We start from the raw sequence: 25,658 nt of genomic DNA, 5'->3' as shown, positions 1-25,658 counted from the left end.
TCGCAGTATTCATCGCTGCGATTGTGGCGTAGCGCACGTAACAAATCAGCAGGTGGGACCTACTCTCCTACTCCCAATTCAATGTTGAGGCCAGGCACCGAATTAATCAGGTTCTGTGTGTACGGATCCTGAGGGTTATCGAAGATGTCATCGGCCCGGCCCTGCTCCACTGCCTTACCCTGCCGCATCACCACAATGTCATCAGCAGTCTGGCGAACCACCGCTAGGTCGTGAGTGATGAACAGATATGAAAGGCGCATCTCCTCCTGCAGCTGAGTCAGCAACTGGAGAATCTGGTTTTGAACGAGCACGTCCAACGCCGAAACAGCCTCGTCGAGGACAATCACTTCCGGACCCAATGCCATCGCGCGTGCAATTGCGATGCGCTGGCGCTGGCCACCGGATAGCTCATTCGGGTATCGACGCATCGCCGATCGCGGCATCTGCACCAAATCAAGCAACTCGGCGACTCGCGCCTCGCGCTCCTTTCGGTTACCGACCTTGTGCAGCGTCAACGGTTCCTCAATGCAGCGGTAAATGGAATACATCGGGTCCAGCGAACCATATGGATTCTGGAACACCACCTGCATTTTGCGGCGCATTTCAAACAACTCGCGCCCTTTAAGCTTCGCGATATCTTGTCCTTCAAACAAGACACGGCCACTCGTTGGCTCCAAGAGGCGAAGCGCCATGTTCGCCACCGTGGACTTACCGGAGCCGGACTCACCGACGAGCGCAAGCGTTGTGCCGCGGCGAACATCGAACGTGACGTCGTCTACAGCACGAAGCACCTTCTGCTTGCCCTTCTGCCCACGGACGTCGAACTCTTTCACCAAGTTCTGCACGCTCAGCACCACTTCTTCGGAGTCGTGGTGTCCCGAGGCGAGCTCCTCGCTGGACTCAATGCCCTGAGCTTTCGCGCTCTGGATACGAGCGGATGCCAAGGAAGGTGCGGCAGTAACGAGGCGCTTCGTGTACGGGTGCTGCGGGTTGCGCAGAATCTGCAGGCTCGGGCCTTTTTCAACGATGCGTCCGCGGTGCATGACTAGCAGGTGATCTGCGCGCTCGGCGGCCAGTCCCAAGTCGTGCGTGATGAACAGCAGCGCTGTGCCGAGTTCCTCCGTCAGCGTCTCCAGGTGGTCGAGAATCTTCTTCTGCACCGTCACATCCAACGCGGATGTTGGCTCGTCGGCAATCAACAACTCTGGGCGTGCCGCGAGACCGATAGCGATGAGCGCACGCTGTCGCATACCACCCGAGAACTCGTGCGGGTACTGTTTGGCGCGGCGTTCGGCCTCTGGAAGTCCCGCTTCCTCGAGCAGTTGGACGACGCGTGCGTGACGTTCAGAGCCCTCCACAACATGGTTTGCGCGAAGGGACTCCTCTACCTGTGTGCCAATCCTCCATACTGGATTGAGGTTGCTCATCGGGTCCTGTGGCACCAGACCAATCTTGTTACCCCGGACCTTCTGCCACCCCTTCTCATCAAGCTCGGTGAGCTCTTCACCGTTGAGCTTGATGGAACCATTGGTGACCTTGCCTGTTCCGGGCAACAATCCCAGGATGGACATCGCTGCAGTGGACTTTCCCGACCCGGACTCGCCCACGATAGCGATCGACTGGCCTGGATACACCGTCAGGTCGAAGTCACGCACCGCTTCGACAACACCGGTAGTTGACTCGAATGTAACTTTCAGGTCCGCTATCTCGAGTAGCGGTTGATCTTGTAACTCGCTCATCGTTTCCTCGATTTAGGGTCAAGGGCGTCGCGTACGGCGTCACCCATCATGATGAAGCTCAGCACTGTCAGTGCCAAAGCAATTGCAGGGTAGAACAGCACCATGGGCTGGGTCCTCAGGGATGCCTGTGCGGCAGAAATATCGCCGCCCCACGACACGACTGTCGTCGGCAAACCGATGCCGAGGAACGACAGCGTTGCCTCTGCGACGATGAACGTACCCAGCGCGACGGTAGCGTACACAATGATCGGTGCTGCCGCGTTGGGCAGGATGTGCGAGAAGATAATCCGCACGTCACTCGCTCCGAGCGCGCGTGCCGCGGTGACGAACTCGTCGTTCTTCACACCCATCACCGCGCCTCGCGCGATTCTCGCGATCTGTGTCCAACCGAACATAGAGAGCGCGAACACCACCATCCAGATGGAGCGCTGGTTCTGGAACATGGACATCACCACGATCGCTGCCAGCACGAGTGGTACAGCGAAGAAGATATCCGTCAGGCGAGACAGCAAGGTGTCCCAGATACCGCCGTAGAAACCGGCGATCGCGCCGATCAGCGAACCTAGGACCGTCACGACGATCGTAGTAAGCACACCGACTGTGACCGATGCACGCGCACCATAAATTGTGCGAGCGTAAATGTCGCAGCCTTGACGGTCAAAGCCAAACGGGTGACCGGACTCCGGCGCGCCAAGTGAGCGAGACAACATGCACTCACGCGGGTCCACGCTAGTAAACAGGCCCGGCACCAGGGCAAGCAGAATGGCGAACAAAATCAGGAGTGCGGATACCCAAAACAGAGGACGGCGTCGCAACGCGCGCCAGGCCTCTCCCCACTGACTTGTGGGAGCGGACTCGTCCTGTACTGCGTCAACAGCACCGAGTCCGGTTTCGTCCGTTTCCGCGATGAAATACTCCTGCCCAGCGCGGGCAGCTGCTGTGAGATCTTGAGAGTTATGCATAGCGGATCCTTGGGTCAAGTACTGCGTAGAGCAGGTCAACTATCAGGTTGGCAACGATGTAGATGATCACCAGCACGGTGGTAAAGGACACGACTGTCGCGGGCTCACCTTTAATGATGGCCTGGTAGATCGTGCCACCGACACCGTTGATGCCGAAGATGCCTTCTGTCACAATCGCACCGCCCATGAGCGCGCCGAGGTCAGCGCCCAAGAACGTCACCACTGGAATGAGGGAGTTTCGCAGCACGTGGCGGGACATCACTGTGCCCTTAGACAGACCCTTAGCACGTGCGGTGCGCACATAGTCCGCGCGGAGGTTATCGCTGATGGATTGTCTGGTCAATCGAATCACGTACGCGCACGATAAGGCACCCAACACGACGGCAGGCATCAACAAGGCAATGAAAGACTCATTCCTGCCCACTGTTACGGGGAGCAAGCCCCACCGCACGCCCACGAGGTACTGCAGCACGAAGCCGATGACAAAGGACGGCACTGCGATTACGAACAGGGACACAACCAGCACGGTCGAATCAAAAATTCCACCGCGGCGGATTCCTGCGAAGAATCCGAAGAGAATGCCGAAGAACGCCTCAAACGCGAGTGCCATCAGGCCGAGCTTGATGGTTACCGGAAACGCATTTGCCATCACAGAGGCGACGGGCTGGCCAGAGAAAGTCTTTCCGAAGTCGCCAACCATAATGCCCTTCAGATAGAGCAGGTACTGGACGATGAAAGGTTTATCGAGGTTGTATTCGGCTTCAATGCGCGCTCTCGCGGCCTCGGTCAAGCCACGATCGCCGCCGAGGGCCTGGACAGGATCACCGGGCATGAGGAACACCAGCGCATAGAGCAGCAGCGTGGCCCCAAAGAACACGGGAATCATCTGAAGGAGCCGTCGCCCGATATATCGCAACATGGTTGCAGGCTCTCCTTAATTCTTCGTTTTGAACATGAGCTTATGGACGCACCCAAACCCAACACCCCGCATGCTTGTACGCAGGCGGGGTGGGATGGGTCAGAGCGTAGGGGTTTTGTTACTTCTTGGTGATTTGCGTGTACACCGGAACGGACTTCCAGTTGAACGCGACGTTCTCAACGTTCTCCGAGGAGCCACCGTTGACGTTCGCGTACCACAGTGGAACTGCCGGCAAGTCCTTCAGGAGCTGCTCCTGCACCTTGTTGTAGATAGGTGTAGCGGCTTCGACGTCGCCTGCAGCAGCGGCTTCCTTCAGCAGGTTGTCCACCTCAGGGTTAGCGTAGTCACCGTCGTTGGAACCACCATTGGAGGCGTACAGCGGGCTCAGGAAGTTACCCAGCGATGGGTAGTCTGCCTGCCAGCCGGTACGGAATGCGCCCTTGATGGTCCTATTCGTGACGTCATCACGCAGGGACTTGAAGTCTGGGTATGCGTTGCCAACTGCATCGATGCCAAGGGTGTTGCGGATGGAGTTTGCAACTGCATCGACCCATGCCTGGTGGCCGCCATCAGCGTTGTAGGACAAGGAGAACTCGCCGGTGAATGGTTTGATCTTGTCTGCTTCAGCCCACAGGCGCTTTGCTTCCTCTGGGTTGTACTCGAGTACCTCTGCCCCGTTGAGCGAGTCAGAGTGGCCAGGGATGACTGGCGAGGTGAAGTCGGTCGCCGGGGTGCGGGTGCCCTGGAAGATCGTCTTCGTGATCTCGTCGCGGTCGATCGCCATCGAGATGGCTTGACGACGCAGCTGTCCTTCCTCACCGTTGAAGTGCTCCAGGTTCTCCGGAATGGTGAAGGACTGGAAGATAGCCGACGGCTGGTTTACTGCGCGGTCACCCAACTCCGTTTCGTAGCTTGCGAATGCGGAATCTGGAATAGCGTCGAGGACGTCCAGGTTGCCCGCGAGCAGGTCAGCGTATGCAGCATCCTGCTGTGCGTAGAAGACGAAAGTCACGCCGTCGTTCTGCGGCTTCTTGTCGCCGGCGTACTCCTCATTCGGAACGATGGTTGCGTCCTGGTTGTGGTTCCACTCCGCCAGCTTGTACGGGCCGTTGGAAATTGGGTTCTCACCGTAGGCGTCGATGTCTTCGAACGCCGAAGGGTGCATTGGGAAGAACGCGGAGTAGCCGAGGCGGGTTGGGAAGTCTGCCTCAGGCTGGCTCAGCTCGATGGTAAAGGTCTTGTCGTCGATGACGTTGAGGCCCTCAAGGGTTGGCACGCCCTCTGGGTCGTAGCCCTTGATGGATTCAAAGAAGCTCTCGCCGAGCAGCGAATTCGCAACGATGTAGTTCCATGCGTCAACAAAGTCGTTCGCCGTAACTGGAGTTCCGTCCTGCCACTTCACGCCGTCCTTCAGCGTGACTTTGTAGAGGGTGTCGCCCTCAAGGTCGATGGACTCTGCAAGGTCGTTATGGGTCTTACCCTCAGTGTCGTAGTAGATGAGGCCAGAGAAGATCTCGTCGATGATGCGTCCGCCACCGACCTCATTCGTGTTGCCCGGGATCAGCGGGTTCTGCGGCTCGGTGCCGTATGCCAGTACATAGTTGTCGCCACCGGTCGACTCACCCTGACCGCTTGCGGCCTCGTCGTTGCCGGATCCACCACACGCAGCCAATCCGAGTGTGAGGGTTCCTACCGCCAAGATCGCTGCAGCTTTTACTGTACGCACAGCGCCTCCTTCAGATTGTTGTTAGCTAGCTTCAATTACCTCCACTCAAGTGGACTACATCACACTTGATGAGATGCATTCTATTCCACCACATAAGACTGCGACATTGGTAAATAATTCAGGTTTCTGACATGGTTCTACACTTTTGGGGGTGCTTACTGACAGCCTTTTCACAGCCCCTTCGCCCTTGAGCGCACAAAGGTATCTAGAGAGCGCCGTGTAGACTTTCGGTCGCCCACCGCAACGATTCCTAGGAAGGGAAATACACATGGCCGGAGGTCTCCTCGCCCTCTTTGACGACGTCGCCCTCATTGCCAGAACCGCAGCTTCTTCTGCGGACGATGTGGCTTCCCTCACGGCGAAAACGTCCGCCAAAGCTGCAGGCGTCGTCATCGACGACGCCGCCGTCACGCCCCAATACGTTTCCGGCGTCACCCCGGCGCGCGAACTTCCAATGATCTGGAAGATCACGAAAGGTTCACTACGGAACAAGCTGCTCATCATTTTGCCGATCGCGTTGGCACTCAACGCGTTTGCGCCGTGGGCACTGGTGCCAATTTTGATGATTGGTGGCACATATTTATGTTTCGAGGGCGCCGAGAAGATCGTGCACAAATTGACCAGTGATGTTGAGGCTGACGAAGAGGCGGCCGTACACCGTACTGCTCAGGACGAAGACGCACTGGTGAAAAGCGCAATTCGAACAGACCTCATTTTAAGTGCGGAGATCATGATCATCTCCCTTGACGAGGTGGCGGATCAATCTATTTGGATGGAAGCTGCGGTGCTCATCGCAGTGGGCATTTTTATCACCCTTGCGGTCTACGGTGCAGTGGCACTCCTGGTCAAGATCGATGACATTGGCCGTGCAATGATTCAGCGCGATCGTGCAGCGAGACTGGGCCACGCGATGGTGAAGTCAATGCCCGTTGTGCTTTCGGCGATCGGTGTGATCGGCACCGTGGCGATGTTGTGGGTCGGAGGCCACCTCATCCTTCGGGGCCTCGACGAGGTCTTTGGACTGCATGTGATCCATGAGGTAATCGAACGCGCTGTGAACGCCGTGCATAACGGTGTCCTTGGTTGGTTCGTGGAGACTGGGATTTCTCTGACCGCGGGCCTGGTAGTTGGCCTGATCGTGGTCGGTGTGGTGTCCGCGATTCGGCGCGTCCGGTAAGGGGAAGATTCCATGGCAGCGCGCTCGACCCGTACGTTGGTTCGCCCCATCGGCCTTATCTTCGTTGGGTCCTTGGGTAATCAGGTCTCCGCGTTGCTAGCTGCTTCCCTGTTCGTCGTCGCTAGTACCGTCAGCATCTCAACACTGCGCTTCTTGCTGGGCGCCGTTATTCTTCTCGTACTTTTTCGGCCGAACCCCCGTGAGATGTCGAAAGAGCAGTGGAAGCAGGCATTCATCTTCGGCGCGTCGATCGCGCTGATGAATCAGTTTTTGTACGCAGCTATCGCGCGTATCCCCCTGGGTGCTGCAATCACTATCGATTTCTTGGGCCCGTGCTGCGTGACATTTTTTGGTATTCGGCAATGGTGGATTCGGCTGTGGGCGCTGGTTGCTCTCGCCGGGGTTGTATTGATTGCTGGGCCTTCGTCGGGGCTCAATCCCCTGGGAGTGGTGTTCGCGTTGTGCGGCGCCGCGTTCTGCGCGCTCTACACAATCTTCGCGGAAAAGGTGGGCAAGTCCTCGGGTGGAATGGGAGAGCTTGCAATCGCAATCACGATCGCAGCTCTGCTTACGTTGCCTTTTTCAATTCATGATGCAGTCAAGCTCGATGCGCATAGCTGGATGCTCCTGACGTTGGCGGGCTTCGTTGGCGTCGTCATCCCCTATATGGCGGACACGCTGGCTGCACGGTTTACATCGGCGCAGATTGTCGGCACGTTGTTCGCGATGGAGCCGGTGCTGGGCACGGTTCTCGGCGTGGTGTTTCGCGGTGACGTGCTCACTCCCCATCTGGTGTTAGGTATCTTGTGTGTCACGGTCGCGGGTGTTGTAATCGCATGGTTTGGCGCTGCTCCCCCACCGCCTGTTGAACAGGCCCCGCGGCGCTGGCCGCAGCAATGAGGTTGTGACTTTTTGGATGCAGATAGGAGTATGACGCTGTGGAACTCTCTCTCCCCGTGTACCCGCTTGCGCCATCGACGTGGGGCGCCGGCGAGGAGGTGACTGTCGTTGACGTCGTGCAGTCGCCTTTGTTTGCTGAATTCGGCGGCACGCGCCACACGTCATACGTGCCTGTAGTGCTCGAGCCAAACGCGGTCGAGGAAAACTGGCGGGTACGAAGGCTCGGCGCCGGTGTTCTTGGAGAGGTTGCTCAATTCGACCGCGCCCGTTACGTCGACATGGAGCGAATCCATCAGTCTCAGCTGCTACCGATGACGTTGGCTGCGGTGAAGTTCGATGCTGAGCACGGCAAGTTCGCCGTCGATGTGATTTTGCCACCGCCTCAGCTCGCTGTCCCCCGCAACAATGCGGGTCCTGATTGCCTTGTGCTGCCAAGCGGTGACATGGCGATCATCGATACGGAACGAGGCGAGTTCAGCGCGGAGCAACTCGCAAGCCTGGCGCCGGGCCAGTGGTTTGTTGGACTACAAACCGCGGGTGACGCCGACGTCGTAGTGACGTTGGGTGAGCGCGTGCTCGGCTGCGTCTCGGCAGCTGACCGTGACGATGTTCGTGCCATGCTTCTCGACGCCCCTTCGCCCGACAACGGATGTATAGTCGCCCGCGCATTTTTCTTGGATGGCATGGCGGCCCTCGACATTGCTGATTATTCAGACGCAGCAGACCCGATGTGGCTGCACGTGCCTGACCTCACGCACTCTGGCCCGGACGGTGGGAAACAATTCGAGACGGTTCAGTTCCCCGACGGCTCGTGGGCTGTCACCGTTGATCGTTCCCGTGCCGCAGTTCCTACCCGGCCGCGAACGAACACTCAGGGTGCTGAGCCTGCACCGCTGGTGGACATCGACGTCGTGGAGGACGAAGAGGCGTCGATACTTGCTGAGACAGCTACTGCTGAGCCCCCTAGCAGCGACGACGGCGATTACCTGACCGAGGTTCAAAAAGCACGGCGGCGCCGCAGCCAAGACGCAGGCCGGCACCGCAAGCCCTAAAGCGCGCTATGCTGTGGAGTGAAACCGAACCTATTTGCGAGGAGGAATCATGTCCAAGATTTTGCGCACTGACCACGGGCCGAACCCAGTTACGTTCGACATTGAGCAGGCAACGCTTGATAACGATGCATTTCGTGACACTCTGTGGACCGGAAAGCACCTTCAGCTGACGGTCATGAGCATCCCAGCAGGTGGCGAGATTGGCGCAGAGATTCACGACGATCACGACCAGTTCATTCGCGTCGAATCCGGCGAGCTGCGCGCGATGATCGGCCCATCCGAAGATAATCTGACTGTTGACAAGGTCATCGGCGACGATGACGCAGCGTTCGTTCCTGCTGGCCAGTGGCACAACTTCGTGAACGAGTCCGACGCCCCGGCGAAGGTGTACTCAATCTACGCCGCTCCAGAGCATAAGCCTGGCACTGTCCACGAGACGAAGGCCGACGCGGACGCAGACGAGCACGAACACTAGAACAGCCGAACGAGGCTGCTACGTCAGCACTCGAACACCCGCCTCTATCTGGCGGGTGATTCCGCGTGCGTCTAGAAGCTCGAGCAGCGGGATGGCAACGCGGCGGGTTGTCTCGAGCGCCTGGCGCGCGTCCGTCGTGCGGAACGGCTGAGGTAAGTCCCGCAGCCTCGCGGTTGCAAGCGTGATCGCATCTGCGGCAACGACTACGCCGTCGCCGAGCCGTAGAATCCTTCCGGCCCGCTCCGCTGCCGCAAGCTCTTTCGCCCCCAGGCCGAGCTGTTCGAGATCGCGCGCCTCGGGCGCCTTAAATGGATGGGCACGAAGCTGCGCCTCGAGTTTCTGGACCCCTGGCTCCGCCTCCCCAAGATCGACCTCGGCGGTGTTGCAGACGTACCCGTCGCGAGTGTTGAGTTTCGCAGCGGCGACAGCAAGCGGCAACAGCTTCGCGTCTGGCAGATGCAGAGCTTCAACGGCCGCGCCAGTAGCTAACCCAGCCGACAGCGGATGCGCCGCAAGGTGTGCTTGCAATGCCTGCAGCAACGTGTCTTTCCACTCCATTACCTGCTGCGCGCGGATCCAGTACCCAGCGAACGCCACGGTACCTTGCGGGGGCTTATCGCCGACCTCAAATCCAAGGCTTGCCAACAGTTCTGGCCGCACTGCCACCCGTCTGGCGATCTCCACGTTGATATCCGGCAGCGTCTCAAGCTGCGCCGAGCGCTTCCGCCCGTCGCCGCGCCGGGGAAGGGCGGGCGGGTCGACGTCGATAGCCTCTACCCCGCCGAGAATTTGCTGCGCACCGGAGCCTCGCAGCACCAACCGGTCCCCGATGCTCAGCACCAGGTCGTACTCGAGGATGAGCCTGGCGTGCTTTGCACCGAACGGTCGCACTTTCGCGCTGACTCCTGCAGTACCGACGTGCACCACAACCTCCTGCGGCACGTCGTTCAGTGCAGCCCCGTGGGTATGGCGCACATCCACCACAGAGGTCGTGTGCCACTTCTCTGGCGTGCACAGCGCCGCGCCACGCGAAACTTCGTCGACGCTCACTCCGCGAAGGTTGAGCGCGACGCGCATCGTCGGCTTGGCTTCTTCAACTGCGGTGTCCTCCGACTGGATACCACGCACGGTGACTTCGCGTTGACCTGCAGCGGTCTGTAGCGTCAGCGTCTGCCCAGGTTGAATTGTTCCATTGGTGAGCGTCCCCGTAACAACGGTGCCGGCGCCTTTGATGTGAAACGCCCTGTCGACCCACATCCGGATTCGCCCGGCAGGGTCCGCCGTCGGCTGTTGCCGCAGCATCGTCACAAGCGCGCTCCTGAGTTCTTCAACCCCCTCGCCCGTCTTGGCAGAAACTTCGACGACAGGCCAACGCTCCATACTGGTACCAGCGACATTCCGTCGAGTTTCTTCAGCCACAGCTTGTCGACGCCCAGCATCCGCCTTATCCACCCGTGTCATCGCGATAACACCGTGCTGGACGCCGAACGCGTCGATAGCGTCCCGGTGATCCAATGTTTGCTGCATCCAGCCCTCGTCCGCAGCGACGACAAACAAGACATCCGTGACTGGCCCAACACCCGCGAGCATGTTCGCGATGAAGCGCTCGTGCCCGGGGACGTCCACGAACGCGATGTCTTCGCCATCGACGTTGGTCCACACGAACCCGAGGTCGATCGTGAGCCCCCGGTCTTTCTCTTCCTCCCAGCGGTCCGGTTCCATTCCGGTAAGCGCTTTGACCAGGGTGGACTTTCCATGGTCGACGTGGCCAGCTGTCGCAACTACAAACACGTAACACTCAGTCCTTTCCTTGGGCCGCTCGAATCGCGGCTGCGATCTCGTGGTCGCGCTCGGGTGGCACGCAGCGCAGGTCAATCAACAACTCATTCTCGTGGACACGTCCGAGCACAACCGGGGTACCTGCCCGTAGCGGGGCTGCCAACGACTGATCAAGCGCAACAGCCCAACCGGGCAGTGGGAAGCCCGGCGCGCCGCCTCCTCCAACGCGGCCGTCGTGCGGAACCACACTGCCTCCAACCTCCGCTGCAATCGCTACTGCGCGGGCTTTGAGCTGGTCGGAGTTTGCGTGTAGGTAGTCGTGGACTGGTGTGCTGGCGATGTTCAGGCTTGCCTCCAGCGCAGCGAGGCGCAGCTTGTCGATGCGCACTGCGCGCGCCAGCGGGTGCCGCTTCAGCTTCGCAATGGCGTTCTTCGTTCCGACCATAACGCCTGCCTGCGGCCCACCAAGTAGTTTGTCGCCGGAAAACAGCACCACGTCCGCGCCATCGCGCAAAGCTGTGGTGGCATCTGGCTCGTCCGGCAGCAGCGGATCAGGGTGAAGCAGGCCCGAGCCGATGTCAGCGATCAGGGCGCAGCCGCGGGGCCGGACAAGCTCGCGAAGCTGCGCGATAGTGGTCTCCGCGGTAAACCCGTGCACCCTGTAGTTCGAGGGATGCACCTTCAGCACCGCTCCCGCGTTGTCGAGCGCCCGCTCATAGTCAAAGGGATGCGTACGGTTTGTCGCGCCGACTTCAACCAAAGACACTCGTGCGCTCTCAATGAGCTCAGGCAGGCGGAACCCCGCCCCAATCTCGATGAGTTCGCCGCGAGAGATAACGACGTCACGCCCCTCGGCGAACGTAGCCACGGCAAGGAGTAACGCCGCTGCGCCATTATTTACTACCAGTGCGTCCTCCGCCGCTGGACATGCAGCCAGGATTGCATCCGTGGCCGCCCTGCCTCTATCGCGGGATCGAACGCCTGCTGCGAGGTCCATCTCTACATCCACATATTGCGCGGCATCCACCATCGCGTCTATTGCCTGCGGGGCAAGCGGTGCTCTGCCGATGTTGGTGTGCACAACCACGCCAGTTGCGTTGAGGACTGGCGTCAGGGACCCGGGGTGGCGTCGACAAGCGTGGAGAAACTCCGGGGTGACCTCTTCAGGGGTGATCTCGCCGTCGCGGGCGCGCTGCTGCAACTTCCCTGCGAGCGCCTTAAGCGCGTGTGGCGCCAACGCGGTGTGCTCCTGCGCTGCAAGCGTAAGCAGTGCGTCTGTGCGAGGGATTCGACGGCGAGGATCATTCATGTGCTTCCCCTTACAACAACACAACGTTTTGGCGGAGACGGACAGGAATCGAACCTGCCAGGCCGAGATGCTCGACCTCACCAGTTTTGAAGACTGGGGTGGCCACCAGGACACGTACGCCTCCGAAAAGCAACGCTACCATGTAGGTATGGCTGCTGATAATTCTAAGATTCGTTTGACCCAGTACGCATCCGGTGGCGGGTGTGCGTGCAAGATTCCACCCGGTGAGCTCGAAGAAGCCGTCCAGGGACTGGTTGGTTTCGCTGACCCGAACGTGATCGTTGGCCTCGACGACGGCGACGACGCCTCCGCGATTCACGTCCGCGACGACCTCGCCGTCATCTCCACAGCCGACTTCTTCACCCCGGTCTGCGATGACGCCTACACCTGGGGCAAGATCGCGGCCGTCAACGCGCTCTCTGACGTCTACGCGATGGGCGGCACCCCAATCACCGCCATCAACCTGCTCGCCTGGCCACGGGATGTCCTCCCCTCAGAGCTCATCCGCGACGTACTGCACGGTGGCATGGACGCCGCCACCGCAGCCGGCATCAGCGTGACCGGCGGGCACTCGATCACCGCACCCGAGCCGATCTACGGCATGGCTGCCACCGGCATCGTGGACCCGGCCAAGCTCATGCGCAACGACGCCGCAGAGGCCGGCCTGCCCATCACCTTGACCAAGCCGATCGGCTCTGGCCTACTGAACAACCGCCACAAGGCAACCGGCGATGTCTTCCCGCAGGCCATCGAAGTAATGACCACGCTGAACAAGGAAGCCTCCGAAAAGGCAGTCGCCGCCGGTGTGAAAGCCGCTACCGACGTCACTGGTTTCGGCCTCCTCGGCCACTTGTTCAAGATGGCACGCGCCTCCGGAATCGACGCCGTCATCGACCACACGAAGGTCCCATTTATCGACGGCGCCCGTGAAACGCTCGAGGCCGGCTACATCCCTGGCGGCTCGAAGCGCAACCTTGACTGGGTACGCCCCAACATCGACTCTGATCTGGACGGCGACGAGCTGCTGCTCCTTGCGGACGCCCAGACTTCCGGCGGGCTGCTCGTCATCGGCGAGATCCCCGGCTACCCAGTCATCGGCGAAACTGTCGCAGGCACCGGCCGCGTTCAGGTGAAGTAGCCGAAATACCAAACTAGAAATACAACACTGCCCCTCCAACACGGTGTGTGAGAGGGGCAGTGTTGTGTGTTAGCTCCAGTCGCAGCTAGGCGGTAGTGATGCCGTCATCAACCTTGCCCGCTTCACGGCGCTTGCGCAGGCGCTCCCGCTGCGGTTCAACGACGTACTTCGGGTCCTCGGTGGACTGCTTACCGGCCTCGAGCACCGCGAAACGAGTCAGGCAGGAACCCGCCATCAACGCGACACCCGAAATACCTGCGAGTACTCGACTCTTTTTACTGAACAGCGCGCCAACGCCACCAACCGCGAGGCAAACCTCGGAAGCCTTGAAAAGCTTGCCTGCCTTGCCCGTGGAAAACGCTTCCTTAGAGACGTCGTCCAGTTGGCTCGTCATGTAGGACGTCGCTGCTACATCGGCGGCTGCGCCCACGACACCGAGTGCTCGCGGCACAGCAGCATTCTCCGTCGAAGTGGTGAGCAAGCCCATGCCACCCGTCGCTGCGGTCGCAGATGATACGAACACGAACGGTAGGTTCTTGCCCGCCTCCTGCCATGCAGGCACCGACGTGTTGCCGATCAGCACCGCGGTGTACGCCGCGAGCGGCGAGGCAAGCACACCGCCAGCAATACCAGCCGGGGTCGCTGCGAACTCAATAAACGAGCGCAGCGGGCTTGGCAGCGGCAGCTTCTTGCCAGTCAGCTCGTCGAGCTCCGGAAGCATAGCAAGCCCCTGCAGCGCGGAGAACGAACCCAGCAACCAAGAGCCAACGCTCATCGGGGACGACAGCTTGAACACGCGGAACATGTTCAGCAAGCGCTCCGGGCGACCAAGGTCGAGCACCAGGCAACCGGAGCCCACCGCGGCGGCAGCCATCGAACTAATCCGCATGTTGCGACGCAGCTCCTTGTTGCCTGTCGCGTCAGCTCCCACGGCCAACAAGGAGGAGCCTCCGGCGAGGCCGCCGAGGAAGAAGTAGACACCAATCGGCCACTCCCACGGCGGGAACTTCACAATCGGCTTACCGTAGTAGGAGTCAAAGTGCTCAAAGCTTGCCTCCGGCACCATTAGCTCCTCGCCACGACGCTTCTTCGGGCCACGTGGGCGCTCGCCTTCCGCTTGATCACGTCGCCGCGGACGACGCGGCTCCTGCGGTGGACGGTAGCTATCAAACTCAGCCATTTACTTCCTACCTCCGATCAGGACCGCGGCTGCAATAGTGCCAACCATTCCGGCTGCGGCAATGACGCCGCGCTTCGCCAGCTCCGGCAAGTTCGCCGTTGGAACCACTGGGTCTGGCGGAAGCCCGTAGACCTCTGGCGCATCCAGCAGCAGGAAGATTGAGCCTGTACCGCCTACACCGTCGTTCTGGTTTGCGCCATACAGGCGAGCTTCCGTCATGCCCTGCGCGTGCAGTTCCTTCACGCGCGCCTTCGCAAGCGCGAGCATTTCGTCGTACGTGCCGTACTTGATCGACGTCGTCGGGCAGGTTTTGGCACATGCTGGCTGCTCGCCGACCTGAAGGCGGTCGAAGCACATGGTGCACTTCTGGGCCACCCCGATGTTCTTAATCGGCGCGCTCTCACCAGGTGTGAAGTCCTCGCCCTTGCCGGAACGCTCGTTGCGCTTGCGAACGCCACCATCGCTACGACGCTCAATGACGCCGAACGGGCAGCCAGCAACGCAGGTACCGCAGCCATTGCAGACGTCATCCTGTACGACGACGGTGCCGTGCTCGGTGCGGAACAACGCACCCGTCGGGCACACGTCCAAGCAACCAGCGTTCGTGCAGTGCTTGCACACGTCGGAGGACATCAGCCAGCGGAAATCCGGTGTATCCGGCAATACCGCGCGGGTGGAAGCCTCTTCGGCAGGCTTGACGCTCGGCATTCCAAGCCCGACGAGCTTTGCACCCTCTTCACGAGCCTGCAGAATCCGGTCCTCGCCTTGCTCAATGAACGCCACGTGGCGCCACGTGTCCGCGTTCAGCGAACCGGTGTTGTCGTAGGAGTTACCAGACAACTTGTAGCCGTCCTGCGGGTTTCGGTTCCATTCTTTACATGCAACCTCACACGCCTTGCAGCCAATACAAATCGACGTATCCGTGAAGAAAGCCTTGCGAGCCTCCTTCTCGTACCCGATGTTGGCTGGGGATTCGGTGATCTGATTCTTCGTTTTCATCGTCAAAACCTATCCTTCCCCGTTCGCCATATTCTTCTTCGTCGAGTCGTACTTCGCCGCCTCGGTGTCACCGAGCTGCTCACCAACGATGACGTCTTTCGACTCGTCGGTCAGCTTGGTACCGGTGTCCTCCGTCAGGCGCGCACGGCGCTGGTACTCACGCACCAGCTTCATGCGGTCCTCGCCGCGCGGGCGTCGGCCCGGCCGGATATCAACCGCGGAAACCTTCGACGCCTGGATGTTGACGTTCGGGTCCAGCATGATGCCCAAAAGGTCGTTCGGTCCATCGCCTTCGACCTCGGCGTAAGAACCTGCGCCGAAGTGGTACGGCATACCAATCTGCTGGAACTCGTGACCGTCAATGACCAGAGTCTTCATGCGCTCCGTGACCAGCACTCGCGCCTCGATGGCGTTGCGCGGCGAGATGATCGTCGCCCAGTCACCATTCTTGAGACCGACCGCTTCGGCCAGCTTATGCGAGACCTCACAGAACAGCTCCGGCTGCAACTCCGCCAAGAACGGCAAGCTTCTCGTCATCGAACCAGAGGTGTACGCCTCCGTCAGACGGTAGGTGTTCAGCATGTACGGGTACACGCCAACACCCGGCTCGCCAAAGTTCGGCGCCGAGAGGTTGTCCTCCCCACGCATCACAATTCGCGACGGCGACTGCTGCTGCTTGTACAGCGGGTTCGCAAACGGGGACTCCTGCGGTTCGTAGTGCGTCGGCATCGGGCCGTCAACCATTCCGGTTGGCGCGAACAGCCAAGCCTTGCCGTCAGGCTGCATGATGAACGCATCATCACCGGCAAGCGCCGCAGGACCAACCGCGTCGCGCTCTGGCTTAAACCCAGGTGCGCGGTTGACCGGGAAGTCCACAACATCGTCGGACTCCCACAGCTCCTTGTCCTCGTTCCACCAGACCAGCTTCTTGCGCTCCGACCATGGCTTGCCATCCGGATCCGCAGAAGCACGGTTGTAGAGCACGCGGCGGTTCATTGGCCATGCCCAGCCCCACTCCAACGCCATCGCGTTCTGCTCCTGGCCTGGGCGCTTGTTCGCCGAACGGTTGACGTCATCAGCGTACACACCACAGTAAATCCAGCAGCCGGAGGAGGTTGAGCCGTCAGCCTTGAGATCCGCAAACTTGTCTACAAGCTGTCCCTTGCGAGGACCGTCGAGGTAGTAGCCGTTGATCTCCTTCAGCACCGACTCCGGCAGAATCTCACCGTGCTCATCGCACTCGTAGTCCCAGGTGATCTTCTGCAACGGCACGTCGCGCGGGTCGGTCGAATCCTTGACGCGCTCCTTCAAGCGAAGTCCCAAGTCGTAGAAGAACTCGAGGTCACTCTCGGCATCGCCCGGCGCATCCTTGGCCTTGTAGCGCCACTGCAGCACACGCGAGGTCTGGGTAAAGGTACCAGCCTTCTCGACGTGGTTCGCTGCTGGGAAGAGGAACACCTCAGTGTCGATCTCCTCCGGCGAAATCTCACCGGACTGCACCTCTGGAGAGTCCTTCCAGAACGTTGCCGTTTCGATTTCAGAGAAATCACGTACGACGAGCCACTTCAGCTTGGTCAGCGCCATGCGCTGAATGCGACCGTTCGACTGCGCAACCGCAGGGTTCTGGCCGAAGACGAAGTAGCCGTCAACAAGCCCCTGGTTCATCAGCTGCAGCGTGTGGTACGTCGAGTGCGCACCAGTCAACCTTGGCATGAGGTCCATGCCCCAGTTGTTCTCCTCGGTTGCGGCGTCACCCCAGTATGCCTTCATCAACGACACAGCGAAGGTGTCGCCGGTCTGCCAGAAGCCCTTCTGATCACGCTTCGACACTGCTGCCAAGTACTCGTCCCACGTCTGGTGCGTGGACTGCGGCATTGGCAGGTAGCCAGGCAGGATGTGGAACAGCGTCGGCACGTCCGTGGAGCCCTGGATCGATGCGTGGCCACGCAGCGCCATGATGCCCGAACCCGGACGGCCGATGTTGCCCATCAGCGTCTGCAGGATCGCACACGTACGGATGAACTGTGCGCCCAACGTGTGCTGAGTCCAGCCAAGCGCGTACGCGAAGCAGGTGGTGCGATCGCGGCCAGAGTTCTCCGCAATCGAGTTCGCGAGGAAGTAGAAGTCCTCCTCGGAAATACCACACGACTCAGCAACAACCTGCGGGGTGTAGCGGGAGTAGTGGCGCTTCAAAATCTGGAAGACTGTTCGCGGATCCTGAAGGGTTTCATCCTTCTCAACGTCCCACGAAGTCTGCGCATCCCATTTCTTGCGCGCCTGCCACGACTCGTTGGAGTAGCCGCCCGTTTCAGGGTCGTATCCAGAGAACAGACCCTCAAGGTCCTCCGTATCCTGAAAGTCTTCACTGATCAACGTCGAAGCGTTGGTGAATGCCTTGACGTACTCCTCGAAGTACAGGTTGTTTTCCAGCACGTAGTTGATGACAGCACCCAACAGAATAATGTCGGTACCACCACGAATCGGGATGTGCTTATGCGCCATCGCCGACGTACGCGTGAATCGAGGGTCAACGTGGATGATTCGTGCACCACGCGCCTTCGCCTCCATGACCCACTGGAACCCAACTGGGTGCGCTTCGGCCATGTTTGACCCTTGGATGACAATGCAGTCCGCATTCGCCATGTCCTGCAGTGGCTGGGTCGCTCCACCGCGTCCAAACGAGGATCCCAAACTGGGAACCGTGGAAGAGTGTCATATACGAGCTTGGTTTTCTACCTGCACCGCGCCCGCTGCAGTCCACAGCTTCTTGATCAGGTAGTTTTCCTCGTTATCCATCGCGGCGCCGCCCAGGCCTGCGATGCCCATGGTTCGACGCACAGGGCGCCCCTTGTCGTCGAAGTCCTGCCAGCCGTTTTCACGGGCTTCGAGGAACCTGTCGACGACCATTTCCATGGCGGTTTCGCGGTCAAGCTTGACCCATTCCTTGGAGCGCGGTGCTCGGTACAGAATGTCGGTCACGCGGTTTTCCGCGTTGACGAGCTGCTCGGAAGCTGCACCCTTCGGGCACAGGCGTCCGCGTGAGTGCGGAGAATCCGGGTCGCCTTCAATTTGAATGACCTTATTGTCTTTTACATATACGCGCTGGCCACAGCCAACAGCGCAGTACGGACACACGCTCTTGACAACGCGGTCCGCTTCTACAATGCGGCCTTCCATTTCTTGGCTGCGCGCAGATTCGGTGTTTTCGCCTCGGGCGAAGGCGTCACCACCGCGTATCTGGCGCACAACCGGCCAATTTAAGGGACTAAAACGAGACATACCGGCAAGGATAGCCCATTTTGCGAAGGTTCCCCATCGACATACCCCCAGGTCATTGATTAGGATACCCTTACTTTTGATGCATTTTTGCCTCGCAGGCGTAAAATAGCGCCGTAACATCAGTTTTCAACTACACCTTCAAAGGAGCTTGACTATGGACAAGAAATTGCAAGATGCAATGAACGAGCAGGTCACTGCGGAATACGAGGCGGCATTACTGTACCGCCAGCTCGCATACACGATGGAGGCACAGTCCTTCCCAGGCTTCGCGTCCTGGTTCGCTGAGCAGGCCCACGAGGAGTGCGACCACGCGGAGAAGTTCGCAACCCACCTGATCGACCGCGGCCACGACGTCACCCTGCACACAGTCGCCCTCGACGCACCTTCGATCGATTCCCCACTGGCGGCGTTCCAGGCGGCGCTTGAGCACGAGCGCAAGGTCTCCGCGATGATTCGAAACATCGCTGGCATCGCCGATGAGGTCAAGGACTTCGATTCCCGCTCCCTCATCACGTGGTTCCTCGACGAGCAGATCAGCGAAGAGGCAACGGTTTCCGAGATTGTTGACCAGCTGACACTTGTCGGCAATGATGGTTCTGGACTGCTGCGCCTGGACTCGGGTCTTGGTCAGCGCAACGATTCTTCGAACTAACCCAATATTCGCCCAATAATTATCGACGTCCACTTCCCCACAGCCTGCTGCGGTGAAAGGGGACGTCGAATATTTTGCCTCACGACGTTTCATCCCAGGAGCCCCATGCCTTTGCCGCCTTTGACCCGAATTATCGCCTGTGCCACTACTCTTGCTCTTGCTGCGACCGGTCTTTCGATTCCTGTCGCACACGCACAAGCGAACTCGATTTTGCCTGCCTGGCCTACGATCCGGCCGCATGGCCCTGAAGATCTTCCGACGAAGCCAAAGCAAAAACCGATGAAGATGCCAGATGGCACCGTCGTCCAAATCATGGGTGATGTGCTCGGCCCGTGGGCCGCGCACGTCGGTATCGGGGCTGGCGATCTAGGTACGATGACCCCGCTCAACGGTGATGAGTTCGCGATGATCTTCGGCGACTCATTCCGCGGCAAAAAGTTTGGGGAAGGCGACTGGATCAGCCCCATTGGCGTGGTTGCACGAATGAATAACGGACAGATCGAAATCCTTCGCCCGCTCAAGGGGCACCGTGACGCATACGGCCTGATCAACTACTACCGGAAAGAAGGCGACAACCTGACCCTCATCCCGTCCGACGTGATCAACATCAACGGAACGCTGTACATGCAGGGCATGTGGAACCGTGGCATCGGCAATGTGCTCGAGACACAGACATGGAAGTCCACAGACGAGGGGAAAACCTGGAAGAGCATCGGGCGCACCCCTAACTACTACCTCAATGGCCTTGGCCAGCTCATCTCTTGGGAAAAAGGGCCAGACGGCTACATCTACGCAGTGATGTCCGGCTTCCAGCGCGAGCACCCGGTGTACCTGGCTCGGTTCACCGAGGACCAGATCGGCGACCAGCCAAGTTGGGAACTGTTTAATCCGAACACCGGCGAGTGGGGCAACGAAGCTGGCGCGATCCTGCACGGTAACAAGATCAAGGCCGGCGAGATGAACCTGCGGTACATCGACAACCACTGGGTGTTCGTGATGTTCAACGAGGCCACGCTCGCCGTCGAGGTCCGCATTTCGGATACGCTGCCACAAAGCTGGAACGACGTGCCTGTCGCGACAATCGCCAAGAATGGCTACTGGGACTTTCAGCAGACGCCGATGAATTTCTCCCAACCTTACGGTGGGTACATCGTACCGGGTTCCACGATCGCGAACCTCGACGTCGTCATTTCGCAGTGGAACACGAACACCAACGAACGCTACATGTCGACGCAGTTCAACGTCAAGGGCCTGGACACGTTCTTCGGTATTGACCCTGAAGCGATGCGCCCGCACGACCAAAACGATGTCGACGTCAACGTCACACCAAACCCACCGCAGACCGATGACATGGACGCCGAAGATAACCTGATGTCCTCGGAGGGCAGTTCCAAGACGAAGGCGGCGCTCATCACGGTTGGTGTGCTCGCCGGGCTGGGCTTAATCGCTGCGGTGACGTGGCCCACCATCCGCCAGTACCTGCCACCGCAGTTACAGCAGCTTGTGGGTTAGCGCAGTTCTTCCTTGACGTAATCCTCGACGTTTTCCATGAATGTTTTCGGCGGGGCAAAGAAGTTGCACCCGGTGAGTGCCGTGGAAAAGTCGAGGATTCTGTCATAGTTGCCAACTGGCTCTCCGATGAACATGCGGCGCAGCATCCGCTCGGTGATGGCGACGTCCTTCGCGTAGCTCATAAAGAATGTGCCCTGCTGGCCGGCTGCGTCACCGAAGGTGAGGTTGTTGCGGACGATCTCCAACGATTCGCCGTCTTCATCTTCGATCGAGTTCACAGCAACGTGACTGTTGGCCGGTTTCGCGTCGTCGTCGAACTCGATGTCTTCGTGCTTCGTTCGGCCGATGACACGCTCCTGCTCCTCGACGGGTAAATCGTCCCAGGCTTTCAGATCGTGGACGTACTTTTGCAGCACGATGTGGCTGCCACCCGCCCACTTTCCTTCGCGGATAATCGCCGTTGCGATGCCGTCTTGGCCGCGCGGGGACTCAGTGCCGTCGACAAACCCGAGAGGGTCGCGGAAGTCCTGGTACTGGAAAGCGTGCGTCTCGTCAAAGTCTTCGATGGCGTCACCGAGCTGTTTCGTGATGCGGCGAGCAAGCTCGAATGCGACGTCATATTCGTCGGCACGGATGTGGAAGAACAGGTCGCCTGGTGTCGACGGCGCGTGGTGCTTCTCCCCTTGCAGTTCGACGAATTCGTGGAGGCCTTCGGGCTTTTCCACGGTAAAGAGGCGGTCCCACATCGAGGCGCCAATGCCGAGGACCGCACTTAAGTGAGCTTCTGGCCAGCGGAAGCCGACACCGTTGACGAGCCCTGCAAGGCCACCGATGATGTCTACTACGTCGCGCTCGTGCCCTTGTGCGATGGTGAGCGTCAAAAAGATTGCGTCTTTTGACTGCGGGAGGATGACGTTCTGGGAGACTTCTGTCGAATGTATATCGCTCATAGGTGCCATCATATGCCCTATGCTCTTTCGCCACTGGCGACCACCCGGTAGAGTCAGTGCGATGGAGACTCCCCGCAGCACAGGGCCCTGGGCGGCGTTGTGGTCGATGATGGTCGGGTTTTTCGTGATTCTGGTGGACTCGACGATCGTTGCCGTCGCTATTCCTGCGATTTCCACAGCGTTTGACGCCACCTACAGCCAGATTATCTGGGTGAACAGTTCGTACTTGCTGGCGTACGCGGTGCCGCTGCTGATTACGGGGCGGCTCGGAGACAGGATCGGACCGCGGACCGTGTACCTGTGTGGCTTGAGCCTGTTCACGGTCGCCTCGCTGGCGTGCGGCTTGGCAACCTCAATCGAGGCACTGATTCTTGCCCGGGCTGTGCAGGGCTTTGGCGGTGCCCTAGTGACACCGCAGACGATGTCGGTGATGCTGCGCACGTTCGCACCGCAGCAGCGGGGTGGCGCCATGGGCGTCTGGGGCGCAACGGCAGGGGTAGCGACAATCGTTGGGCCGCTGCTCGGCGGCCTCCTCGTCGACGCCTGGGGCTGGGCGTGGATCTTCATCATCAACGTCCCGGTGGGCATTGTTGGCATCGCATTGGCGTGGGTCTTCGTGCCGAGGCTCGAGCAAAATGCACGGACGTTTGACTGGGTTGGCGTCGCTCTGTCGGCTTCGGGCATGTTCTGCCTGGTGTTCGGCATCCAGGAAGGACAGACATTTTCGTGGAGCTTCGCCATCGTTGCACTCATTTGCGCCGGCGCCGTGTTGCTGTCGCTCTTCGTATGGTGGCAAGCGAAAACCACCCGGGATCCATTGGTGCCGTTGGAGCTGTTTTCTGACCGAAACTTTTCCCTCGCCTGCGTAGCAATTTCTACGGTTGGGTTTGCAATCTCCACCTACGTCATTCCGTGGATGATCTACGTGCAAAACGTGCAACACTACTCGCCAACCCAAGCAGCGCTGCTCCTGCTTCCCGCGGGATTGATTTCTGGATGCTTCTCGCCTTGGGTCGGCAAGCTCACCAACACGCATCAGCCCAAGCCGTTCGCGATCGCAGGGCTCTCGCTCGTCGCGGTCGCGATTGGTGCCGCGGCCTTCATTACCGACCCGAGTGTCTCCCCAATGTGGTTACTCGTGGTCTCCGTGATCAACGGGTTTGGCAACTCCATGGTGTGGGGGCCATTGTCCATGATCGCGACACGAAACCTCGATCCCCGCCTGGCCGGGGCGGGTTCCAGCGTGTATAACACCGTGCGACAGCTCGGCGCGGTCATTGGCTCGGCGGGGATCGCGGCAATGATGTCGCAGCAGCTCACGCGCCAGCTCGGGCCAGCAGCTGCCGACTTTTCCGGCGGCGGGAGCGCCCAAGCGCTCCCCGACGTGCTTCACCAACCATTCGCGCAGGCGATGTCCACGTCTATGCTTCTGCCGTTGAGCGTCGTCATCGTTGGCGTACTTGTTTCCACCAGGTTTGTGCGCACCCAGTCTTGGAACGATTAATCTTCCAGGGAAATCATGTACACAGGTGGCTCAATCTTGAAGTAGCCGAGGTGCTCCCAGAAAGCACGCCCTGCGTCGTTGCCTTCTGCCACCATCAGGTGCACTGCTGGGGCTTTACGTTCGCGCAGCCATTGCACGCAACCGTCGGAAAGCAAGCGCCCCACGCCGCCTCCCCGAGCGCTAGGGCGCACTCCTGTCATGTGAATCCACCCGCGGTGGCCGTCGAAACCTACGATGGTCGCGCCGTCGACGACACCTTGGGGCGACTCCGCTACGAGTACTGTGCTGCCGGGGCTTTCCATCGCAAGATCGAAGTCAGTCGGCGGGTCATTCCATTCCTGGGTAATGCCAGATTCGTCCCAAACATCCACGACCGCCTGGCGGTCCTCAGGGCGGGCTTCACGCAATGTGTACATAACAGGTAAGAATAAACGCTGAAAGGTAGAGCATGAAATGCGACGTAAACCCCGCACCCCAAAGAAATCCATTACGGGAACATTCCCCGTAGACACCGGCAGAGCGACCATCATCGCCGACAAACTTCGCGACGGCGGCTACACCCTCGAACTCAACCGCGTCCCCAGCTCCTACGTTGTACTCGGTGCGCCGGAGGTGCTCACCTTCGACTACATGCAGTGGATCACGGGATTCATCCGCCCCGGCGACACCGTGCCCTCAGACTTCCGGGCAGTACATCTCGGCGGGGCCGCGTGCACCCTGCCTGCGCATTTCGCGCACCGCTACCCCGAAAGCCATCAAACGGCGGTGGAGATCGACCGCAAGCTTGCGCAGCTCGTGCGTTGGGCCTTTCACGAAAACGTCGAGCCTGTCACGATTCGCTGCGCAGAAGCACGCGCGTTCACTCATGCCTGCCAACCACGCAGCCTCGACGTCATCATTCGTGACGTCTTCAGCGGCCCCGACACTCCACGCCCACTGACCACCGTCGAGTTTTTCCGCGCGTGCACCGTGGCACTGCGCCCGGGAGGCATCTACATCGCGAACATCGGCGATAGGCAGCAGCTTCCCAACACCCGAGCCGAAATAGCCGGGCTCCTCGAGGTCTTCCCCCACACCGCGGTTGTCGCACCACCAGCGATGCTCGACGGCCACGAGTACGGCAACGTCATCGTCGCCGCGAGCAACGCCCCCTTAGTTTTCGACGCCACCACCGCCCCCACCGTGGCCGTGAAAGATGGCGCGACAATGCTCGTCGATACTTCCGATCGCCGCCTTGCCCGGCGCGACTAACGTTTGCGTCCGCATCGGACAGACTGAGCGTTTTTGGGGCTCGCAGCAGAGGACTAAGGTAACCATTTTGTCACGTCTGGGAGAAAGGGCTGATCTTTGAACCATTTTCGCGCCATGTTCACGATGGCACCCGCACGCCGGGACCATATCCCTGCCTTCCGCACAGCCGCCGGAGTAGCCATCCCACTCCTACTCCTGCTCTGGATCGGCCGCTTCGACCTTGCCATCTACGCCAACTTCGGCGCGTTTACGGGTGTTTATGGACGCCATGAAACCCGACAGGATAGGGCACGCCACCAGCTCCTTGCAGGTACCGCCATCGTGGTCGCGATCGCAATCGGCGCGACAATGTCTTGGACCCACGCAAACCAGTGGCTCATTATGATGATCTCCGCCATCGCGTCCTCCGTGTGGGCGACCATCGCACTGTGGTCAGGCACACGCCCAACCGGGTCCGTATTCGTACTCTTCGCAATCGCCGCGGTAGGTTCCCTCGCCCACCCCGCACACCCGCTGATCGCGACAACGGTAGCTGCGGCGACTGCGGGACTGTGTTTTGCACTCGGGAAGGTATCGCACCTCATAGGGGAAGGTCCCAATGTGCGTGAACCGCGAGGGGAGGAAGTGGGCGTCGATAAGCAGGCGCTGAAGCGAGAGGCAGCGCGATTCTTCCTCGCTCCCCTGCTCGCTGGAACGATCGGCATCATCTCCGTCGCTCTCATTGACCCGCTGTCGCACTTCTACTGGGCGATGGTCGCTGCGGTAGTGCCGCTGGTCAACAACCGCTACCGCGTGCAGTACTTTCGTGCCTTGCAACGTATGCTCGGCACCCTTTCCGGCATTCTCGTCGCCGGGTTCCTCCTCTCGCACCACATGCAGGAATGGCAGTTCGTGATATGGATCATCATCCTGCAGTTCTTGACCGAAACCTATGTCACCCGCAACTACACGCTGGCAGCGAGCTTCATCACCCCGACCGCCCTGCTGATGATCCAAGCCGTCGAACCTGCCCCCGTCGCGCCAATGCTCCTTGCGCGCAGTGCGGAAACCATCCTCGGTGCTGCCTCAGCGCTCGTAATTATCGCCATCGGATATACCAGAACCAACCCGCACTTGGTACGCCAACGCCTCAAGGCTGCCACCCCTAAAGCCTAA

General features: G+C 59.8%; 21 protein-coding genes and 1 tRNA gene. 10 read left to right on the top strand and 12 right to left on the bottom strand.

Annotation, left to right across the window (positions count from 1 at the left end):
- Positions 1-59: 59 nt before the first annotated feature.
- The 4 genes from QP752_RS07940 to QP752_RS07925 all read right to left on the bottom strand — a co-directional run bounded on the left by QP752_RS07940 (position 60) and on the right by QP752_RS07925 (position 5,346).
- Positions 60-1,739, bottom strand: a complete 1,680-nt coding sequence (locus tag QP752_RS07940) for an ABC transporter ATP-binding protein (protein ID WP_070479428.1) — start codon at positions 1,737-1,739, stop codon at positions 60-62.
- Positions 1,736-2,701 (bottom strand): ABC transporter permease, encoded by a 966-nt coding sequence (locus tag QP752_RS07935; RefSeq protein WP_083290976.1) that lies wholly within the window; start codon positions 2,699-2,701, stop codon positions 1,736-1,738. The genes QP752_RS07940 and QP752_RS07935 overlap by 4 nt, the downstream gene beginning before the upstream one ends.
- On the bottom strand, positions 2,694-3,620 hold the full coding sequence (locus QP752_RS07930; protein ID WP_070362704.1) for an ABC transporter permease: 927 nt from the start codon (positions 3,618-3,620) through the stop codon (positions 2,694-2,696). The genes QP752_RS07935 and QP752_RS07930 overlap by 8 nt, the downstream gene beginning before the upstream one ends.
- Before the next feature lie 118 nt (positions 3,621-3,738).
- Positions 3,739-5,346 (bottom strand): ABC transporter substrate-binding protein, encoded by a 1,608-nt coding sequence (locus tag QP752_RS07925; RefSeq protein ID WP_070479424.1) that lies wholly within the window; start codon positions 5,344-5,346, stop codon positions 3,739-3,741.
- Between the two features lie 268 nt (positions 5,347-5,614).
- Here QP752_RS07925 and QP752_RS07920 point away from each other — a divergent pair, with 268 nt between their 5' ends.
- The 4 genes from QP752_RS07920 to QP752_RS07905 are packed head-to-tail and all read left to right on the top strand — an operon-like array spanning position 5,615 to position 8,950.
- Positions 5,615-6,523: a DUF808 domain-containing protein gene (locus tag QP752_RS07920; protein WP_070479422.1), complete on the top strand. Its 909-nt coding sequence runs from the start codon at positions 5,615-5,617 to the stop codon at positions 6,521-6,523.
- 12 nt (positions 6,524-6,535) lie between these two features.
- Positions 6,536-7,423, top strand: coding sequence for a DMT family transporter (locus QP752_RS07915; RefSeq protein WP_070479420.1), 888 nt, complete (start codon positions 6,536-6,538; stop codon positions 7,421-7,423).
- 38 nt (positions 7,424-7,461) lie between these two features.
- Entirely contained in the window at positions 7,462-8,475 is a 1,014-nt protein-coding gene (locus QP752_RS07910; RefSeq protein ID WP_141742278.1) for a hypothetical protein, read from the top strand.
- Between the two features lie 49 nt (positions 8,476-8,524).
- Positions 8,525-8,950, top strand: coding sequence for a cupin domain-containing protein (locus QP752_RS07905; protein ID WP_070479414.1), 426 nt, complete (start codon positions 8,525-8,527; stop codon positions 8,948-8,950).
- An 18-nt stretch (positions 8,951-8,968) separates the two neighbouring features.
- Here the strand turns inward: QP752_RS07905 and selB are convergent, their stop codons facing one another.
- From selB to QP752_RS07890, 3 genes are all read right to left on the bottom strand, one after another.
- Positions 8,969-10,741 (bottom strand): selenocysteine-specific translation elongation factor, encoded by a 1,773-nt coding sequence (selB, locus tag QP752_RS07900; protein ID WP_284805213.1) that lies wholly within the window; start codon positions 10,739-10,741, stop codon positions 8,969-8,971.
- Between the two features lie 7 nt (positions 10,742-10,748).
- Positions 10,749-12,038, bottom strand: a complete 1,290-nt coding sequence (gene selA / locus QP752_RS07895) for an L-seryl-tRNA(Sec) selenium transferase (RefSeq protein ID WP_070479411.1) — start codon at positions 12,036-12,038, stop codon at positions 10,749-10,751.
- Positions 12,039-12,067: 29 nt separating this feature from the next.
- A tRNA-Sec gene (locus tag QP752_RS07890) sits at positions 12,068-12,162 on the bottom strand.
- A gap of 24 nt (positions 12,163-12,186) precedes the next feature.
- Between QP752_RS07890 and selD the strand changes: the two genes are divergently transcribed.
- The gene (gene selD, locus QP752_RS07885) at positions 12,187-13,176 is read left to right on the top strand and encodes a selenide, water dikinase SelD (RefSeq protein ID WP_256059991.1); all 990 of its coding nucleotides are present in this window, start codon (positions 12,187-12,189) and stop codon (positions 13,174-13,176) included.
- An 85-nt stretch (positions 13,177-13,261) separates the two neighbouring features.
- Here selD and nrfD read toward each other — a convergent pair whose 3' ends face one another.
- From nrfD to fdnG, 3 genes are read right to left on the bottom strand one after another with little or no spacing between them, the layout of a single operon-like run.
- On the bottom strand, positions 13,262-14,356 hold the full coding sequence (nrfD, locus tag QP752_RS07880) for an NrfD/PsrC family molybdoenzyme membrane anchor subunit (RefSeq protein ID WP_070362713.1): 1,095 nt from the start codon (positions 14,354-14,356) through the stop codon (positions 13,262-13,264).
- The gene (locus QP752_RS07875) at positions 14,357-15,355 is read right to left on the bottom strand and encodes a 4Fe-4S dicluster domain-containing protein (RefSeq protein WP_070362714.1); all 999 of its coding nucleotides are present in this window, start codon (positions 15,353-15,355) and stop codon (positions 14,357-14,359) included.
- 9 nt (positions 15,356-15,364) lie between these two features.
- Positions 15,365-18,634: a formate dehydrogenase-N subunit alpha gene (fdnG, locus tag QP752_RS07870; protein WP_284805210.1), complete on the bottom strand. Its 3,270-nt coding sequence runs from the start codon at positions 18,632-18,634 to the stop codon at positions 15,365-15,367.
- Positions 18,635-18,788: 154 nt separating this feature from the next.
- Here fdnG and QP752_RS07865 point away from each other — a divergent pair, with 154 nt between their 5' ends.
- Both QP752_RS07865 and QP752_RS07860 read left to right on the top strand, forming a co-directional pair.
- A complete protein-coding gene (locus QP752_RS07865; protein WP_071573325.1) occupies positions 18,789-19,286 on the top strand; it encodes a ferritin in 498 nt (165 codons plus the stop codon).
- 279 nt (positions 19,287-19,565) lie between these two features.
- Positions 19,566-20,798: a DUF4185 domain-containing protein gene (locus QP752_RS07860; RefSeq protein WP_256021195.1), complete on the top strand. Its 1,233-nt coding sequence runs from the start codon at positions 19,566-19,568 to the stop codon at positions 20,796-20,798.
- On the opposite strand, the gene QP752_RS07855 is transcribed toward QP752_RS07860, so the two are convergent.
- Positions 20,795-21,748: a Dyp-type peroxidase gene (locus tag QP752_RS07855; protein WP_256000409.1), complete on the bottom strand. Its 954-nt coding sequence runs from the start codon at positions 21,746-21,748 to the stop codon at positions 20,795-20,797. The two genes, QP752_RS07860 and QP752_RS07855, sit on opposite strands and share 4 nt — an antisense overlap.
- Before the next feature lie 61 nt (positions 21,749-21,809).
- On the opposite strand from QP752_RS07855, the gene QP752_RS07850 reads away from it, so the two are divergent.
- Complete coding sequence (locus tag QP752_RS07850) at positions 21,810-23,252, top strand: DHA2 family efflux MFS transporter permease subunit (RefSeq protein ID WP_284805206.1); 1,443 nt, start codon at positions 21,810-21,812, stop codon at positions 23,250-23,252.
- On the opposite strand, the gene QP752_RS07845 is transcribed toward QP752_RS07850, so the two are convergent.
- Positions 23,249-23,668, bottom strand: coding sequence for a GNAT family N-acetyltransferase (locus QP752_RS07845; protein ID WP_070976225.1), 420 nt, complete (start codon positions 23,666-23,668; stop codon positions 23,249-23,251). The two genes, QP752_RS07850 and QP752_RS07845, sit on opposite strands and share 4 nt — an antisense overlap.
- Positions 23,669-23,705: 37 nt before the next feature.
- Here QP752_RS07845 and QP752_RS07840 point away from each other — a divergent pair, with 37 nt between their 5' ends.
- Positions 23,706-24,503 (top strand): spermidine synthase, encoded by a 798-nt coding sequence (locus QP752_RS07840; RefSeq protein ID WP_070976223.1) that lies wholly within the window; start codon positions 23,706-23,708, stop codon positions 24,501-24,503.
- Positions 24,504-24,599: 96 nt separating this feature from the next.
- A complete protein-coding gene (locus QP752_RS07835; RefSeq protein ID WP_284805202.1) occupies positions 24,600-25,658 on the top strand; it encodes an FUSC family protein in 1,059 nt (352 codons plus the stop codon).

This window comes from Corynebacterium sp. UMB10321 (genome assembly GCF_030228725.1).
In the GTDB taxonomy this organism is placed as follows: Bacteria; Actinomycetota; Actinomycetes; order Mycobacteriales; family Mycobacteriaceae; genus Corynebacterium; species Corynebacterium pseudogenitalium.
The sequence above is the reverse complement of the archived record's forward strand: the minus strand, read 5'-3'. Positions and strand labels throughout refer to the sequence as shown.

What these genes read in the sequence shown, in the direction of transcription:
- selA (WP_070479411.1), bottom strand. Translation starts at nt 12,038, where the DNA reads ATGAATGATCCTCGCCGTCGAATCCCTCGCACAGACGCACTGCTTACG.
- QP752_RS07840 (WP_070976223.1), top strand. Translation starts at nt 23,706, where the DNA reads ATGCGACGTAAACCCCGCACCCCAAAGAAATCCATTACGGGAACATTC.
- QP752_RS07930 (WP_070362704.1), bottom strand. Translation starts at nt 3,620, where the DNA reads ATGTTGCGATATATCGGGCGACGGCTCCTTCAGATGATTCCCGTGTTC.
- selD (WP_256059991.1), top strand. Translation starts at nt 12,187, where the DNA reads ATGGCTGCTGATAATTCTAAGATTCGTTTGACCCAGTACGCATCCGGT.
- QP752_RS07845 (WP_070976225.1), bottom strand. Translation starts at nt 23,668, where the DNA reads ATGTACACATTGCGTGAAGCCCGCCCTGAGGACCGCCAGGCGGTCGTG.
- QP752_RS07940 (WP_070479428.1), bottom strand. Translation starts at nt 1,739, where the DNA reads ATGAGCGAGTTACAAGATCAACCGCTACTCGAGATAGCGGACCTGAAA.
- QP752_RS07855 (WP_256000409.1), bottom strand. Translation starts at nt 21,748, where the DNA reads ATGAGCGATATACATTCGACAGAAGTCTCCCAGAACGTCATCCTCCCG.
- QP752_RS07865 (WP_071573325.1), top strand. Translation starts at nt 18,789, where the DNA reads ATGGACAAGAAATTGCAAGATGCAATGAACGAGCAGGTCACTGCGGAA.
- QP752_RS07850 (WP_284805206.1), top strand. Translation starts at nt 21,810, where the DNA reads ATGGAGACTCCCCGCAGCACAGGGCCCTGGGCGGCGTTGTGGTCGATG.
- QP752_RS07875 (WP_070362714.1), bottom strand. Translation starts at nt 15,355, where the DNA reads ATGAAAACGAAGAATCAGATCACCGAATCCCCAGCCAACATCGGGTAC.
- nrfD (WP_070362713.1), bottom strand. Translation starts at nt 14,356, where the DNA reads ATGGCTGAGTTTGATAGCTACCGTCCACCGCAGGAGCCGCGTCGTCCG.
- QP752_RS07915 (WP_070479420.1), top strand. Translation starts at nt 6,536, where the DNA reads ATGGCAGCGCGCTCGACCCGTACGTTGGTTCGCCCCATCGGCCTTATC.
- QP752_RS07860 (WP_256021195.1), top strand. Translation starts at nt 19,566, where the DNA reads ATGAAGATGCCAGATGGCACCGTCGTCCAAATCATGGGTGATGTGCTC.
- QP752_RS07935 (WP_083290976.1), bottom strand. Translation starts at nt 2,701, where the DNA reads ATGCATAACTCTCAAGATCTCACAGCAGCTGCCCGCGCTGGGCAGGAG.
- QP752_RS07920 (WP_070479422.1), top strand. Translation starts at nt 5,615, where the DNA reads ATGGCCGGAGGTCTCCTCGCCCTCTTTGACGACGTCGCCCTCATTGCC.
- QP752_RS07905 (WP_070479414.1), top strand. Translation starts at nt 8,525, where the DNA reads ATGTCCAAGATTTTGCGCACTGACCACGGGCCGAACCCAGTTACGTTC.